Genomic DNA, 14,765 nt, shown 5'->3' on the forward strand with positions numbered 1-14,765 from the left:
GGAACAGTGGCTCACCGAACAGCGGAACAGTGGCTCTCACCCAGCGCAATATCCACCCCCATGAGAGCGTCAGCTCGGCCGGTGGCTCGATTGCCTTCGGCTGCGTGCTGGGTCAACCCTTGACCACGACCATGTCGACAAACGCATTCGGATTCAGCGTTCTGTTGCGGAAGTTCTTCGCCGCGGCCTTGGCCAGTTTCTGCTGGGAGATGCGCGGTCATGCGGGTAGCGGTTGGATTTCGTGCCTAAGAACGTCGGTCGTCGGATACGGGCCTTCCCGGCGCACCACCGCGGCATCCCGACCAGCACGGTGCCGTCGGCGAACGCTCGGCGCTCGATGGCTCGATGGCTCGATGGCTCGATGGCTCGAAAAGAGGAGCACACCGATAAACAGTGAGGAGGCTGGGCGTTCCGGCTCAAGCCGATCTCCGAAGAAAAGTTCCTCAGTTCGAGGATGCTCGGCTATGCACGGCGAACAGCGACCCGCCGGAACGATTCGCCGAGTTCCCGCTACTCGAGGGCGAGTGCCACAGTCGCGAATGCATTTCCGTTCAAGGAAATTCCGTAGACGCGGCCGTATCCCCTAACAGCCACACCCAGGTCGGCAGCCTTCGAAGGAGCCATCTTCGCGCCAAGTCTTCAACGGCGCAGTCCAGATCAGCGGACGAAGGTGCGTGACCGCGACCAGTGCGCCGTCGGCGCCGAGGCAGCGGCCAATCCTATTTCACGACCGCATTCGCCAGGCCAGATGCTCCCCGATCAGGAGCCCGTCCACTGGGGCTCGCGCTTCTCCGCGAACGCGATCGCGCCTTCCTTGGCGTCGTGGGAGGAAAACACCGGCGCGATCAGCTCGCCCTGCTTCTGCCACATCTCGTCCTGCGACCAGTCAGCAGACTTGACCATGATGTCCTTGGTCACCGCCACCGCGAGCGGCCCGTTGGCCGTGATCTGTTCGGCCAGCTCGATGGCTCCGGCCAGCGCTTCGCCCGGTTCGGTCAGCACGTTGACAAAACCCCACGCCTCGCCCTGCTCGGCGGTGAAACTCGCACCGGTGAGCGCCAATTCGAGTGCCTTCTGGTACGGGATGCGGTGCCGCAACCGCAACAGCCCCCCACCGGCGGCCACCAGGCCGCGTTTGACCTCGGGGATACCGAACTTCGCCGTCTTCGACGCGACCACTAGATCGGTGGCGAGCACCAGTTCGGTGCCGCCGGCCACCGCGAAACCCTCGACGGCGGCGATGATGGGCTTGCGCGGCGGGCGTTCGGTGAAGCCCAGGCCCCGTCCCGGGACATACGCCAGCTCGCCGGCCGCGAACGCCTTCAGGTCCATGCCCGAGCAGAAATTACCGCCGGCGCCAGTGAGCACCGCCACCGACAGTTCGGGGGTGTCATCGAGTTCATCGCAGGCGGCGGCCAGGCCTTCGGCAACCGCCCTGTTGGCCGCATTCCGGGCATCGGGCCGATTGATCGTGATGACGAGGATCCGACCACGACGCTCACGCAGTACTGCTTCTGACACCACTCCACCCTTCGCTCACTGGCACGATACTTACCAGAATGTCTACCATCGGCATCATTGTCGAGGAACGACGCCATACGCCTGCGGCGCATACCCTGAACCGCCTGGGGCCACGCGCGGGTCCGAATCGACGATCTTGGTATTGCCAACGGCGATAACAAGCGATGGTTGCGCACCACCCAACTACCGCAGCGAGGTCTTCGATTACCTTGTCGCCTATGAGGTCGATGGATGGACACTCGACCGGAAACGCCATAGTCAGAACGGTGCCGTCCACCTGATCCATTCAGACGGAGATCTGGCCCTGCGGCTCCTGCGTGAGGCGCCTGCTCTGGGACGAGCAGGAGGAGGGAATCTCGCTACGGGTAGTGCGCCCGATCGGACCTGGTAGTTCTCACCGGGGGGTGCCGATCGATTTCTCGGCTGACCTCCCGCGGACGCGAACCGACTTCGAGTCAATGCGTTTCGAAGTTCTCGACGAGGGTCTCGACGAAGGTCTCGATCAGCTACGACGAGGAGGACGGCAGTGGCGGGAGCGCCTAGCCTGGCGCCACGTTGAACGACCTTCGTGAACTGCTGGAGCTAACACAGACCGAGCCGGAGTACCTCAGTCGACCATCTCAGCGGTCGAAAGAGGAGATAGAGAACTGTCGTCGGCCCGAACCAGTTCCCGATACCCAGAACACCGGGGCTGACGGTCATCGGCGCCGACGCAACGTCTCAAGGGGCTGTGAGGAACGCCCTGCGCGGCGTGGACACAGTCGCGTCCACCCTCGGCACCGCCTACAGTCGCCAGCCGATCAGTCTCTACTCCCAATCGGCGACGGTGATCATCGCAGCCATGGCTGAACACGATATTGAACGGCTGATCGTGACCAGCTCCGCGGTGATTCGGCTCTGATCCGCCTCCTCCACGTCTCTTTCACTTTGCTCGGCCAATTCATGGCGTTTACATCGCCCGTAAGCAACCGGACCGGCAGGCGCCCCGCCGAGCCACGACCGAATATCCGAAACATCACCTACACGAAGAGATTCGCCATGACCGCCGTACTTGACCCGGGCCGCCCGTTCACCGGCAGTGAGCGAGAGCTGCTGGAGAGCATCCTCGGACTGTACCGGCGTGAACTCGTGCGCGCCATTGAACACCTCTCCGACACGCAGGCCCGCGAGAAGCTGGTTCCCTCGCTGACCACGCCGATCTCGCTGATCAAGCACTGCGCGGCGGCCGAACGCATCTGGTTCCAACGAACCCTGGCGGGCATCACCGTCGACGAATGCGACGGCCACGCCACCGGCGGCGACGGCAGCTTCCACGTCACCGACCACGAAACCCTCGCCGACGTGATTGCCGAATACGTTGCGGCGTGTCGACGGTCGGACGAACTGGTTGCCGACCGCGACCTGGACGACACCGTCGAACACCACCTTGTCGGCGCCGTGAGCCTGCGATTCATCTACTTGGGGATGATCGGCGAAGTCGCCCGGCACACCGGTCATTCCGACATCCTCGCCGAACAGATTGAGGCTGGGCTGGCGATGCGGCACAAGTGAGATGAGGCGCCATCGGCGATGTCGCAACCAACGAGTACTGTCCCCGCCGGAGGGACGTCAGCCGGCGGCCTCACCAGGGACGCTGCGGTGGTTCAGTCAGACGACGAGCCATCGCCCTTTAGCGGTCGAAAGCACCTGTAGATCATCTGGGACGGCGAGGTTGTCTGAGAACACCACGAACTCCGACCCGATGTGATTGACCTGCGCAGTGTGCTTGATGTCAAATTCCGCGCAACGAAAGTTGACGTACAGCTCGTCGGTTACGCGGTCATCGGCGTCATAGGTCAAGAACCAAATCAACGGTGAATCTTTCAGCTGCGCAGCGAGATTGCGGTGATCTTCGGCGCTGAGCTTATCCATGTAGAGGTCATCGCCCTGCCCGAGGTAGGGAGGGTCAACATAGGTCAGGAGTTCGTCGCTATACGACGTGAGGGTTGCCGGAATTCACGGTCGCCAACCGATCGAGTGTTCGATGCGGTGCGTCGACACGGTGACGGCGAACCGCCGATCGCTTCCGACGGCTCCAAGGGCATGGAGTTGGCGGCGTTGATGGCGGTCGACGCTGGCGAGCTGTCCACGCTCTCATTCGCAGAAGCCGCCACAAATCATCGGATGGAGATGCAGCCGTGGGTGCGTTTCGCCGACAGTTTCCTACCTTGCCCACCATGGCAGGTGCTGTACGCGTTGGAACGGTCACTGCTGGCAGCCGCAGATGCGCGGCTCATCGTTGGCAGGAAGGAAAAGGTCGACAAGGGGGAGCTGTTCGAACGAGCCGCGCAGGCGTGCATCGTGGACGCAATCGGTCACGGTTGCCGAAAAATAACACGTGGATACGGCATTAAGATCGACGGAACACGCGACCCAGGGGATGTCGACGTCGCGCTGGTCGGCGACAGGGTGCAGATACTGGGCGAGGTCAAGGCAATGGAGGTTCCTGATCCGCGCAGCGCTGCCGCCAGCACCTTCGAAAAGCAGGTCGGCGAAGTCTATGGGCAGCTGCATCTTCGGCTGTGTACCTTGGACTCCGGCATCCCGTTGATCGATGCGGATGGCGTCCAGCACTACGGCGCCGACGCGATCGGACTTGGTGTGGTCCTGCACCCATACAGCAGTTCGCTGGGTGATCCACGGATGCTCACGTATGTGACTGGGGCAGCGGACACCACGCGGATCGCCGTCGCCGACCTACAGTCATGGGTTCTGCTCTTGCACGGACTGAACGGGATCGAGGACCTACGACGCTATCTACGATTCCGCGACGATATGCGAAGGATCGAAGCGCTGAGCATCGAGGAGTGCGACATGGCGCTGGCCTACTTCAGTCCTTTCCGCGACCGTGAGCTGGCCCGCCTTCAGGAGTGGTACGCGCGGCATGACCCGTCCCTGACGGTTTTCGCGCCGATGCAGGCGTGGGTAGTGGACACCGAAAAAGCGCTGGAGACCAAACCTCCGAAGGCCCCTCGCGATTGGCGACGCAAGTTCTTTCGTGACTGCTATCCCCGCCAGTGGGTGTAAGTACCCCCGAGACAGCACCACTGACCGCAACCGTGCCACCAGTGGTCACACAGGCCGTTCGAGTCTTTCGAAAGCCTGTGCTGTGTAGGAGGTTTTGACGCTTCCGCCGGTGGTGGTTTCGGTTTTCATGATGGCCTCTATCCGGATGCGATCCCCGACTGCGAGGCCCTTCGTCTGAGCCGGGTCGACGCAGCCGAGTTTTACGGTGATGGTGTCGCCGTCGTCTTGCTGGATGAGCCAGGATGTGACGGCGCTGACTGTGAGGTATTCGCCGATGATGGTTACGGGTTGTTCGTCGAGGTTCGCGTGTTCGACGACGTCGGCGATGTAGGCGGCGCTGCGGGCGGTGACATGGACTCGGCGGGTGGTCCGGGCTGGTTGTTGCCAGGCGATGTCGATGTCGAATCGGGCGCGGTCCAGTGTTTTTGCCAAATCCCGTACTGCGGCGGCCGCGCGTGGGCCCAGGGTGCTGAGTAGGTCGACGAACGCCGATTCGACCGAACTCGGGCCGATGTCGTTGCCGGCGGCGAGCACCTCGATCGCTGCGCCGACGGCGGTGTCGAGCATCTGCTGATCGGATTCGAGTTCCTCGACCATCCCGGGGTTGCCGACTTCATCGATCGGCGTGACGGCCGGGGTGAAGGTGAGGATGATCGAACCGGGCGATGTGGCGGTGCTCAGCAGTAGGTCGGTGCGGCGCTGCACATCGGCGTTGGGTTGTTTTCCTAGCGCTTTGTCACCGGTTTGGGAGGCCCCGACGGCTGTGGTGAGTCGTTGAAATCCGGTCATGACGCGGGCGACGTCGTTGACTCTGGCTGATGAGTCACTGAGCCCGTCGCCGGTGATGTGGATGTTGCCCCGTGAGGCTAAGACACGTCCAAATTTTTGGGTGTCGAGCATGGCGTCGATGCCGATCCGGGTGAGATCCTCGGCGGTGGTCCAGTCCGGGATCTGCTCGGCGATCACCGGGTCATTCATGGCTGCCAGGATCGCCGACTCCAACTGGTCGAGTTCTTCTTCAGGTGTAGTCACCGACGATCACCTCCATGTAGCCGCGCTGTGGCCATGCATTCGCCCGGCCCAAGCCTGCGCCGACTGGGCCGGACGCGATGCGCTGCAGCAGGTCGTCCATTGTGCCGCGGTCTTTCGCGTACTGGGTATAGCGATCATCGCGGGCACTCAGGTCAGGTTGGCAGTGCCAGGCTGCCAGCTGAGTGTCTACCTTCAGTCCGACGATTCGACGTACCTCGCCGGGTAAGGCGAAGGCACGCAGGAGGTTTCGCGCGGTGTCATCGAGACGGGCTTTGTCCAGTTCGAGATCTTCGGCCCAGTACACGCAGTGCACCGCCTCGGGTGTCGTAGCTGCAGATAGGAACGGCCCGTAGAGCCAGGCGGCGTTGATGTGGACGTGGCGTCCGAGCAGGTTGGTGGCCGTTCGCCAGTCGCGCCATAAGTCCGCTCGTGCCTGGCCCCGGCCTTCGACGAATGTGGCGTGCAGTTGGTTTCCCGTTGCCCGGTATCGTCCGGGCGGCAGCGCACCACCCGATGCAAGCTCTGGTATCACTGTCTACTCCCCGTTTGCCCGCCAGTTCAGACCGCGCCGGCCACCACTGGCTTCAGCCGACTGCACACGCCATTGGTGCTGTATCGCCTGCTGGCGGCCGGGTCGGATCGTCGGGTAATTCGCCTGGGTTGTCGGTCCCCCTGCTGAACAGCGCGGCTGTGGCGTCGTCGATCGCGGCGATCGCCGCGTGCGCGGCCGCTGCCAGGGGGCTTGTCTCAACCCCGGCGGTGTCCAGCGCGGCCGCCAATTCATCGCGTGCTGCCAGCAACGGCGCCAGTCCAGGGGCTGTCGGCGACGTCTGTTCGACGACGAACGCTCTCAGCAGTTCATCGAGGGCCCTGCGCTGGCGGGTGCTCATCCGCTGCGCCTCGATCGGCACTTGATATTGGTCAGCCGCAGGAGGGCGCACTCCCACGGCGGCGAACGCCACGGTTTCGGGCACTTCGGCCAGGTAGGCGATCGCCCTGATCGAGGCATCCGTCGGCCGTGATGCATAGGTACCTTGCCGCAGCCGGTTGAGTGTCGCGTGAGAGATGTCGTGGCCGGCCCGCTGGGCGAGGTCAGCGAGCCGACGACCTGACGCCCCATCCTGGCGTTTCGCAGCGATCTCGATCAGGTCCATGAGCGACTTGCCGGTCTTCGCCATCACCACACCCGCCGTACCTCTCGCCCAGCCATGCCTACGTGTTCGTCATTGTTCTGCCGCACGTAACACGAGTCAAGTACGACACGCCGCCAGTAATGCCACACAATGGTTTCCATTGTTTGTATCGTGCCTCATGTGTCAGACGTCATCACGAATTTCAGGCCGTCGCTTGCCTGTCGCCAGTCGTGGCCACAGCGGGCGACCCAAGGCATTTTCGAGATTGGCCAGGGTTCCGATGTCGCACAGCACGGCACCGGCCAGGATCCTGCCGATGGTGGTGTGGGCGACTCCGGTGGCAGCGGCCAGCGCGCGTTGGCCGGTCCCGGTCTCGCTCATCGCCACCTGCAGGGCACGGGCCAGCTGCTGAGCCGCGGACGCCGATGGTGGAGCCCCAGGAATCAACTGCCCGCCGGGCCATGCGCCACTGTCCAGGTACGCAACCGGCGGTTGATCACCGCGACTGCGTGGCATCAGCTGACGATATCGCGGACAGGCCGCGCCAACATCTCCGCCGAACGTCACCCATACCATTTTGGTGCATATACGCACCGGACTGGAGGGTCCAGCAATGTCGCATCACACCGTGACGTGGGAATGTCATGATCGCAGCACAGCTCACACTGATGTTGCCGTGGACGCCTGCCATGACTGAAGGCAGTCTCGTGACCGCCGTGGACACCGTGGTGGCAGCCTGGACCGTCGATGGGGCGATGTCGCCGCAGACATTGGACAAGTTCGCACTGTTGGCCCGCCGATTCACCCGGTTCGCCACCGCCTACAACGTCACCACCCTCGCCGGTGTCGATGCCGATCTTGTCACCAAATTCGTTGCCGCCAAAGGCCGCTCCCGACACGGCGCCGTAGCCCCCGCTGCAGTAGCCACCATGCATAACCGACGCTCCGCCCTGCGGGCCTTCTTCCGTACCGCCCGCCGCCTGGGACTGACGCTCGACGATCCGACCGCTGACATCGACCTGCCAGACCGGGAGGCCACCACGGTGCGTCCCCTGCACGACGAAGAGGCCGCAATCGTGCGACTGTTCGCCGAGCACGCCACACCGACCCGGCACGCGGCCACCGCAGCACTACTGCTGGCCGGGGCACACACCAGCGAGCTCGGCCACATCCGCATCGCCGACATCGACACCGCCGCACACATCGCCTGGGCACACGGATCAACCAAACATCGACCGCGCCAGCTGCATCTAGACACCTGGGCTCAGCGCGTTGTCAGCCAGCGCATCAGATACCTCACGGAGCGCGGGGCGACACCGGACACCGTCGTCTGCACCGGCGCCGAGGGGTCCGACGCCCAGCGCCAAGCCCGCGTCTGCGTCACCGTCCGCGACGTACTCACTCGTGCCGGGCTGAGCACAACCCCGGGTATCAAACCCTCGTCGCTGACCGCACATGCCGCACGGTGTGCCTTCGACGAGACCGGCCGTGTCGAAGACGCCGCCCGAGTCACCGGATCGCGCTCGCTCGACGGCACCGCCGCACTCATCGGCTACCAGTGGCGCCCGAACGACTGACCCACCTGTGACCACCAAGCACCCGACGCCGCGCCGGCACCACAGTGCCGCCAGCGCGTTCGGTGCTGTCCGCATCAAACAACGTGCCGTACAGGCGCTCACCACCCCCGGCGATAACAACACGCTTCTCGAACTCGAGAAGGTGCGGGCCGTGGCCTCGTATCCGGCCCTGTACGCGATCAGCGACATGGTTCCCGACCGCCCTGAAGGTTCCCCTGGCAGGCCCGCGCACTACCCGGCCTGGGTGTCGGTCATCCACAAAGTCCTCCACGGTGCATTCGGCAGCGCCAACCACGCCAGCCGGATCATGGCCAACCCCGAGTACTGGCAGATCATTCGCCACCAGGCCGCCGCCAATGGCAAGGCCGCCCGCCCACGGCCACCACAGCGCCACCATCACTGCTATGCCCAGGAGCGGATCGACCATCATATCGATGCCCTGCACCGGGGCCTTCTCGACACCGCCGCTGCACTGGCCCGCCAACTCGACTGCCTAGACCCCAACACCCCGGTATCGCGGACCAGCCCCTCCCGGGGGCAATTCGTCGTCGGCGACGGTACCGTCGTGGCCTCACCTCAACGCAAATCCACCGTCGAACGCCGAGCAGCCAACGGCGGCCCAACCATCAACGCCTACACCGAAGTCCAAAACGGTGACGGCGCACCCGAATACCGCTACGGCGCCAAATTCGCCATCCTCAGCGCCCGCCCCGACAACACCCGCAACCTCCGCGTCGTCCTCGACACGATGCCCGTCCCGCACGGCAAAGGCTACAAGGGCGAAGCGGGAACAACTCTGAAAATGCTCGACCGCCTAACCATGCGCACCGATATACGCGTCGACGGCATCTGCTACGACGGCGCTTTCCGCGGCACCCACATCGACCACGTCATGAAGCAAGGACTCATCGCACTCGTCCCACCCCACGCCGGCACCGCCGTACCTACCCCGTTCACCACAATCGACTGCCGCTGCGGCGATACCCACAACATCTGGACCAGCAACGGGCGCCTAAACGAACACGCCATCCTCGACACCGGCGAAACCCACCTCCAACATCTACCCGTCGCCAAGGTCTACGACCGCCGCAACCGCGACGGCACCCACCGCTGGTACATCGACTTCGCCACCACCTGCGGCACCGTCCAACGTGAGCGACTCGACATCACCGACGAAGACACCACCAAGGGCTACAACCGCACCGAGCACCTACGCCAACACACCAAAACCGACACCGGCGACAGCCTCTACGACCGCTGCTACGGCTGGCGCGAAGACGCCGAATCCCTCAACAACACCCTCGACCGCACCCTCTACGGCGGCCGAATGACCGCACACACCGCGACCCGACAACACGGCGTCATGATCGGATTCGCCCTCGGCCGCAACGCCATCGCCAACTACCTGCATCAACGAAAACAGCAACCCACCGCAGCCTGAACACCGCCCAGGGCACACCCATGCCCTCAGGCCAGTCACACACGTTCCAGGCAACCCATTCCGCCCTCGCTCACCGCCAGCACCACCGAAATAAGCCTCCGCCGCCACTGTCCGACCGGGCACCAAGCAGCCGGAACGATCCACTAGAGTTTTCAACAACTATTTCTTCACGTCCCCCGCCCCCGTAGCTCAGGGGATAGAGCACGGCTCTCCTAAAGCCGGTGTCGCAGGTTCGAATCCTGCCGGGGGCACTCTCTACCACTGTCTACCAGCAAGAACCCGGCACCGCTCGCGCGTATCGACATAACAGAACTGTTATATTCGCTGTATGGGGTCATACGGAGGAGACCTGATCCGCGAAGCTCGACGCCGCGCCAACCTTACCCAGCGGCAACTCGCCGAACGCGCCGACACCGCTCAGCCCGCCATCGCTCGATGGGAATCTGGCCGTACCGCCGTCAGCCTCGAAGATGTCATCCGTCTAATCCGCTTGTGCGGCTTGGACCTTGAACTCTCGATCGTCGAACGTGACGACAGTGACATGGCCCAGGCCGCGCGCCTGGCCGGGCTCACAGGTCAACAACGACTCGATCGCCACGCACGACTGGCCAGGCAGTTGCACCATCTGAGGCAGGCCGGCACCAAGTAATGGAACTCGACCTCCCCCGCTTGCTTGACGTGCTGAACCGCCATCACGTGATCTATGTCCTCATCGGCGGCCTGGCCGCGGTCTATCACGGCTCCCCGTTCCCCACCGAAGACGCCGACATCACACCGGCCACCGACCGCGCCAACCTGAGCCGCCTCGCCGATGCACTTCGCGAGGTCAATGCAAAATTCCGGACTGAAGACGTCCTCGAAGGCCTGCCGTTCGCCTACGACGCCGACCGCCTGGCATCGGTCCAGACATGGAACCTACAAACCGACGCCGGCGACCTGGACCTGGCATTGCAACCGTCGGGAACCCACGGATACACCGACCTCCGCCGCGACGCGACCGCTGCCCAGCTCTACGGCATCACCGTGCACATCGCCTCACTGGCCGACATCATCCGATCCAAGACCGCAGCCGACCGACCCAAAGATCGCCGTGTCCTGCCCACGTTGCGTGAACTGCTCGTCAAACACACTGGCCCCAAATCGAATTGACCACGGACGTAGGCAACGATCTACCACTACTTCCAGAACGCGTTCATGGGTGTGGCGTAGGCGTCGTTATCGGTGAGCGGAGCCAGACCCAAGGCCTGTTCGATGGTGGCCATAACGCTGTACTCGTTGTAGTAGTCGTCGGTGGTGAAGTGACCGGATTCCATGCCGCCCGCCGAGACCGCGCCCGCGTTCGGGATGACGATCATCGGAACGTTATTGCCCTGGTTGCCGAAGCCAAGTGACAGGTTGTTGTTGTCCTCGTCAGTGGTCAGGATGATGACGTCCCGCTCGTTCGGGTCCGTCCACGTCTTCGAGCTCTCGATGGTGGAGACCTCCTGCTGGACGAACTGGTCGGCGGCCGCGACGTTGTACTGGTGGTCTCCAAGCTGGGTGGCGATGAACTGCAGGACGCCACTGAGCGAGTCGACCGGGCCCTCCCCGTTGTTGTCCTCGTTGGCGGCGATCCAGGTGAATCCGGGGAACTTGCTCGGGTCAGCGAGGTCGGTGGACAACTGCGTCAGCGGAAGCAGGTGGTCCTGCAGGTAGTCAGGGGTGTTGCCGTAGACGTAGCTGAAGTCGGCAAAGGGCAGCTGGTCGGGCGAGTAGTCACCCGATGCCGTCAGGTCACCCGCCGTCGGCATGCTCTGCGCGTAACCGGCCCACGAGACGCCCGCCTGGTCCATTTCCTGCATGAGGTTCGGCGCGTCGATGGTGTTCAAGCCGGCGTTGTAGTCCATGCCGAAGTCCGAGCCGCCCAGGATCCGGAAGTAGTTGGGGTCGCTGGGGTGGCCCAGTGCGTAGTAGTTGTCGCCATAGCCATAGGTGTTGATCAGGCTGTTCATGTACGGCGCGTTGGGACTGCCGACGATGTCGGCGGCACCCTTGTTCTCCATGTAGATGACGAACACGTGGTCCAGTTGTCCGACATCGGACGTCGGCGCGACCAGCGTCGCGGCGGTCAGGCTGGGATCGCCCACGGTGAACGACTCGTTGTCGGCGTAGGCGCCGTTGTAGTTGCCCAGGGCCGCGTTCCGGTCGGTGAAGGTCGTGGTCACCTGTGCGGAGACGGCGCCCTCGGGAACCGTCCCGGTGGTGGAGCGGTCCTCAAACCCGGTGAAGCCCCAGCGATCCCATACCGAGACCGGCGCGAGCGACCCGGTACCGACCACGGCGCCGTTGGCGTCGTAGAAGGTGACCTGAACCCCGGCCGAGGACGGGTCCCAGCCCTGGCCGCCAAGATCCGCACTCAGCGCATACGGCGTTCCGGCCGCGCCGGCGACGTCGACGGTCTGGCTGATGCTCGACGTGGCGACCGGTCCCCCGCCGGCGAAGTTGTCACCGGCGCCCGGGGGCGCGGTCAGCGGAAAGCTCGTCCACGCCGGAATGGGAGTCGACACCGGCGACGGGTAGCCCATCGGGGTGCCGTAGGCGATCACGGTCGGGGTGCCCGTCTCGGTCCAGCCCGGGATGGTCACCCCGCTGTAACCCGACCCGGACGGATCGGCCGTCTCAAAACTGGGGTTCACCAACAGGTTCTGGCTCATCGCCTGCGCGTCGACGCTGGCGGCGCCAACCGGGTCAAGGCTGTTGAGCCAGCTGATGAGCTCGGTGTCCGTCTGCGAACCCAACACCGCGCTGACCGAGTCGAGCTCCAGGAAACTCGTCATCGAATTGAGGACCTGGTCGATGAGCATGTCGAAGTCGTCAGCATGGGCGTCGGGCGCTGACGACAGCTGTCCCAGTCCCAGCGCCACAAAGGCACTGACCGCGCCCGTCATTCCTATCCTGAGACGCCCAAGAGTCATGATTCGACAATCCTCAGGTGCCACTAGGACGTCAAGAAGCTCCAGCTAATGCGATTCAAAGCCACAGCAAGTCAACAGACTCGCCCACCCGTGGGCTCAGCCGAACAGGTCGGCCAGGCTGAAGCTCGGCGTCGAGGCGATCAGATCCGACATGTTCGCCCACTGCTGAGCGGCCTGCGCACTGAGCTCGGTCGGCCAGTCGTTGTTGCCGCTCAAGATCACCGTCGCGAAGTCGTCACGAGCGTTGAGCAGCCCGGCCAGGATGCTGGTGTTCGGGTTGAACAGTGCGTCGTCGATGGCGGTCAGTGCCATCTGAGGCAGCAGCAGCGACATGGCGCCCTGGGCCAGCGCCAGGCTGATCGGCATGGTGATGTCGGCGCTCAGCACCGGCAGGGCATTCCACACCGAGGTCAGGCTCTCCATCGGATGATCCATGACGCTGCGCATCACGGCATCCCAGTCCGGGCTCAACGCGTCGGTGAACCGCAGCTCGATCGGGGTGGACGGCTGAGTGCCGAACACCGACTCGAAGTTCTCGCTGCCCATCACGGCCGACAGCGCGTTGAGCTCCAGCTGCTGCAGCACCCAGGCGGGCTGGGCATGGATCCGGGAGATGTCCATCGCGTAGTCGTAGGAGAACACCCGCCGGGCCATGTCAGCGGCGAACTCCTCCGGGCTGACGGTGGGGGTGTCATCCGGCAGCCAGTTGGCCAAGTCGTCCATCGACACCACGTGCGCCTCCACGCCCAGCCCGATCGCGTCGGCACGGTCGGTGACGTTCTCGTAGCGGGCGAAGATCTCACCTGTGGTGAGCCCGCCGGTGTCGAGCCAGTTGGCCACGCCCGGATTCGTCGCGCTCACAACGTAATAGGTGTAGCCGTCGTCGGAGTGGAACGCCTGCGTGTCGTTGAGGGTGGTCTGCGCCATGACATAGGGCAGCGCGCCGCCGTAGACGTTCATCAACTCGATGCCGCTGTAGGCCGCATCCACGGTCGGTAGCTTCAAGACCAGTGCCTCACCGGGATCCAGATCGAAGTTGCCGCCGGTGACCACCGCGGACTCCAGACCGACTCCGAAGCTGGTCTCCGGCGCCAGGTTCATCATCGTGTTGGCGGGCACCTCCATGCCCACCGATGCCCCACCTTCGATACTGCGCTGGTTGAACGGGACGACGATCTGAGCGAACGCGCTGAACAGCATGTTCAGCACGTCGTCGACGGAGCCGATCTTGGCCGGCTCGGCCGGCACGTCGGTTCCACCGCCATCGGTAGGGAAGAATCCGCCGGCGGGGATGGAGAAGAACGGCGGGCAGTCGGCCACGCATTGCAGGCTGATGTTGGCCGGGCCCTTGGCCCAGTCGCCGGTCATGTCGCGGATCAGCAGGGAGGCCGCACCGCCGACGGTGGCGTCGCTGGAATCCAGGAAATTGACCGCACCCGCCGGTGGTTCCGGCCCGACGTAGATGGTGAAGTTGCCGTTGGCGTCCACCACCAGGCCGTGGTTGAGCTCGAGATCCTCGATGGTGTGGGCCGTGGCACCGGTGACGGCCATGGTGCTGATCGACATGTGCTCGGTCGCCCCACCGAGGGTTCCCTTCAGCACGTAGGTCGCACCGGGAGCCAGGCCCGCGGTGACGTGGTAGTTGATGTCGGGCGTGAAGTAGTCGAAGTACTGGCGCGAGTCGGCGACATTGCCGGCAACCACTTCCGGCGACTGGAAGAACACCCCGTTGAACAGCTCGGTCACCCGCGACAACCCGGTGGTGATCAACTGGTAGTTGGTGTTCTGGATCATCGTCATCAGCGTGTCCGCGTCGCCGGGTGAGGCATAGGGCAGCGCCAGATCGTTGGCCTGCGCCTGCTTCATCGCGGCGAGCAGGTCATCGAGGGCATCTTGATATCCGGCCGTCAACCGCACCGCGGGCGCCAAGCCACCGGCGGTGGCCAGCGGGGTGCCCACCATCATCGACAGCGCACCGCCCAGAACTGCCGCCGCGGTCAACAGCCGCCGGGCCCGTTTCGATTCGACGCGCACGGTCACG

At 64.1% G+C, this 14,765-nt stretch carries 15 protein-coding genes and 1 tRNA gene; 8 read left to right on the top strand and 8 right to left on the bottom strand.

All coding sequences use genetic code 11. The features are described from left to right. Positions 1 to 759: 759 nt before the first annotated feature. A complete protein-coding gene (locus tag K6T84_RS16490) occupies positions 760 to 1,521 on the bottom strand; it encodes a crotonase/enoyl-CoA hydratase family protein (RefSeq protein WP_225401468.1) in 762 nt (253 codons plus the stop codon). A gap of 700 nt (positions 1,522 to 2,221) precedes the next feature. On the opposite strand from K6T84_RS16490, the gene K6T84_RS16495 reads away from it, so the two are divergent. Together K6T84_RS16495 and K6T84_RS16500 are read left to right on the top strand one after the other, a co-directional pair. After that, positions 2,222 to 2,422 (top strand): NAD(P)H-binding protein, encoded by a 201-nt coding sequence (locus K6T84_RS16495; RefSeq protein ID WP_408066129.1) that lies wholly within the window; start codon positions 2,222 to 2,224, stop codon positions 2,420 to 2,422. 137 nt (positions 2,423 to 2,559) lie between these two features. Further along, complete coding sequence (locus K6T84_RS16500; RefSeq protein ID WP_225401467.1) at positions 2,560 to 3,072, top strand: DinB family protein; 513 nt, start codon at positions 2,560 to 2,562, stop codon at positions 3,070 to 3,072. 96 nt (positions 3,073 to 3,168) lie between these two features. On the opposite strand, the gene K6T84_RS16505 is transcribed toward K6T84_RS16500, so the two are convergent. Further along, complete coding sequence (locus K6T84_RS16505) at positions 3,169 to 3,432, bottom strand: hypothetical protein (protein ID WP_225401466.1); 264 nt, start codon at positions 3,430 to 3,432, stop codon at positions 3,169 to 3,171. Between the two features lie 105 nt (positions 3,433 to 3,537). Between K6T84_RS16505 and K6T84_RS16510 the strand changes: the two genes are divergently transcribed. After that, on the top strand, positions 3,538 to 4,587 hold the full coding sequence (locus K6T84_RS16510; protein WP_225401465.1) for a hypothetical protein: 1,050 nt from the start codon (positions 3,538 to 3,540) through the stop codon (positions 4,585 to 4,587). 45 nt (positions 4,588 to 4,632) lie between these two features. On the opposite strand, the gene K6T84_RS16515 is transcribed toward K6T84_RS16510, so the two are convergent. From K6T84_RS16515 to K6T84_RS16530, 4 genes are all read right to left on the bottom strand, one after another. Then, complete coding sequence (locus K6T84_RS16515; protein WP_225401464.1) at positions 4,633 to 5,619, bottom strand: hypothetical protein; 987 nt, start codon at positions 5,617 to 5,619, stop codon at positions 4,633 to 4,635. After that, on the bottom strand, positions 5,606 to 6,151 hold the full coding sequence (locus tag K6T84_RS16520) for a DUF6932 family protein (protein WP_225401463.1): 546 nt from the start codon (positions 6,149 to 6,151) through the stop codon (positions 5,606 to 5,608). Before K6T84_RS16520 ends, K6T84_RS16515 begins: the two co-directional genes overlap by 14 nt. A gap of 52 nt (positions 6,152 to 6,203) precedes the next feature. Continuing rightward, positions 6,204 to 6,797 carry a hypothetical protein gene (locus K6T84_RS16525; RefSeq protein WP_225401462.1) on the bottom strand — a complete coding sequence of 198 codons (594 nt, stop codon included), beginning with the start codon at positions 6,795 to 6,797 and terminating at the stop codon, positions 6,204 to 6,206. A 138-nt stretch (positions 6,798 to 6,935) separates the two neighbouring features. Continuing rightward, the gene (locus K6T84_RS16530; protein ID WP_225401461.1) at positions 6,936 to 7,268 is read right to left on the bottom strand and encodes a helix-turn-helix domain-containing protein; all 333 of its coding nucleotides are present in this window, start codon (positions 7,266 to 7,268) and stop codon (positions 6,936 to 6,938) included. 191 nt (positions 7,269 to 7,459) lie between these two features. Here K6T84_RS16530 and K6T84_RS16535 point away from each other — a divergent pair, with 191 nt between their 5' ends. The 5 genes from K6T84_RS16535 (at position 7,460) to K6T84_RS16555 (ending at position 10,919) form a co-directional block, all read left to right on the top strand. Next, entirely contained in the window at positions 7,460 to 8,329 is an 870-nt protein-coding gene (locus K6T84_RS16535) for a site-specific integrase (RefSeq protein WP_225401460.1), read from the top strand. 7 nt (positions 8,330 to 8,336) lie between these two features. Then, on the top strand, positions 8,337 to 9,770 hold the full coding sequence (locus tag K6T84_RS16540) for a hypothetical protein (RefSeq protein ID WP_225401459.1): 1,434 nt from the start codon (positions 8,337 to 8,339) through the stop codon (positions 9,768 to 9,770). Positions 9,771 to 9,948: 178 nt separating this feature from the next. Next, positions 9,949 to 10,021 (top strand) — tRNA-Arg (locus K6T84_RS16545). A gap of 77 nt (positions 10,022 to 10,098) precedes the next feature. Beyond that, on the top strand, positions 10,099 to 10,419 hold the full coding sequence (gene relB, locus K6T84_RS16550; protein ID WP_225401458.1) for a type II toxin-antitoxin system RelB family anti-toxin: 321 nt from the start codon (positions 10,099 to 10,101) through the stop codon (positions 10,417 to 10,419). Between the two features lie 29 nt (positions 10,420 to 10,448). Continuing rightward, positions 10,449 to 10,919, top strand: a complete 471-nt coding sequence (locus K6T84_RS16555) for a hypothetical protein (protein ID WP_225401457.1) — start codon at positions 10,449 to 10,451, stop codon at positions 10,917 to 10,919. Positions 10,920 to 10,945: 26 nt separating this feature from the next. Here the strand turns inward: K6T84_RS16555 and K6T84_RS16560 are convergent, their stop codons facing one another. Both K6T84_RS16560 and K6T84_RS16565 read right to left on the bottom strand, forming a co-directional pair. After that, positions 10,946 to 12,697, bottom strand: coding sequence for an alkaline phosphatase family protein (locus K6T84_RS16560; protein ID WP_225401456.1), 1,752 nt, complete (start codon positions 12,695 to 12,697; stop codon positions 10,946 to 10,948). A 123-nt stretch (positions 12,698 to 12,820) separates the two neighbouring features. Continuing rightward, positions 12,821 to 14,758 (bottom strand): hypothetical protein, encoded by a 1,938-nt coding sequence (locus K6T84_RS16565; protein WP_225401455.1) that lies wholly within the window; start codon positions 14,756 to 14,758, stop codon positions 12,821 to 12,823. Between the last annotated feature and the right edge of the window lie 7 nt (positions 14,759 to 14,765).

This window comes from Mycobacterium zoologicum (assembly GCF_020181635.2).
GTDB classification, from domain to species: domain Bacteria; phylum Actinomycetota; class Actinomycetes; order Mycobacteriales; family Mycobacteriaceae; genus Mycobacterium; species Mycobacterium zoologicum.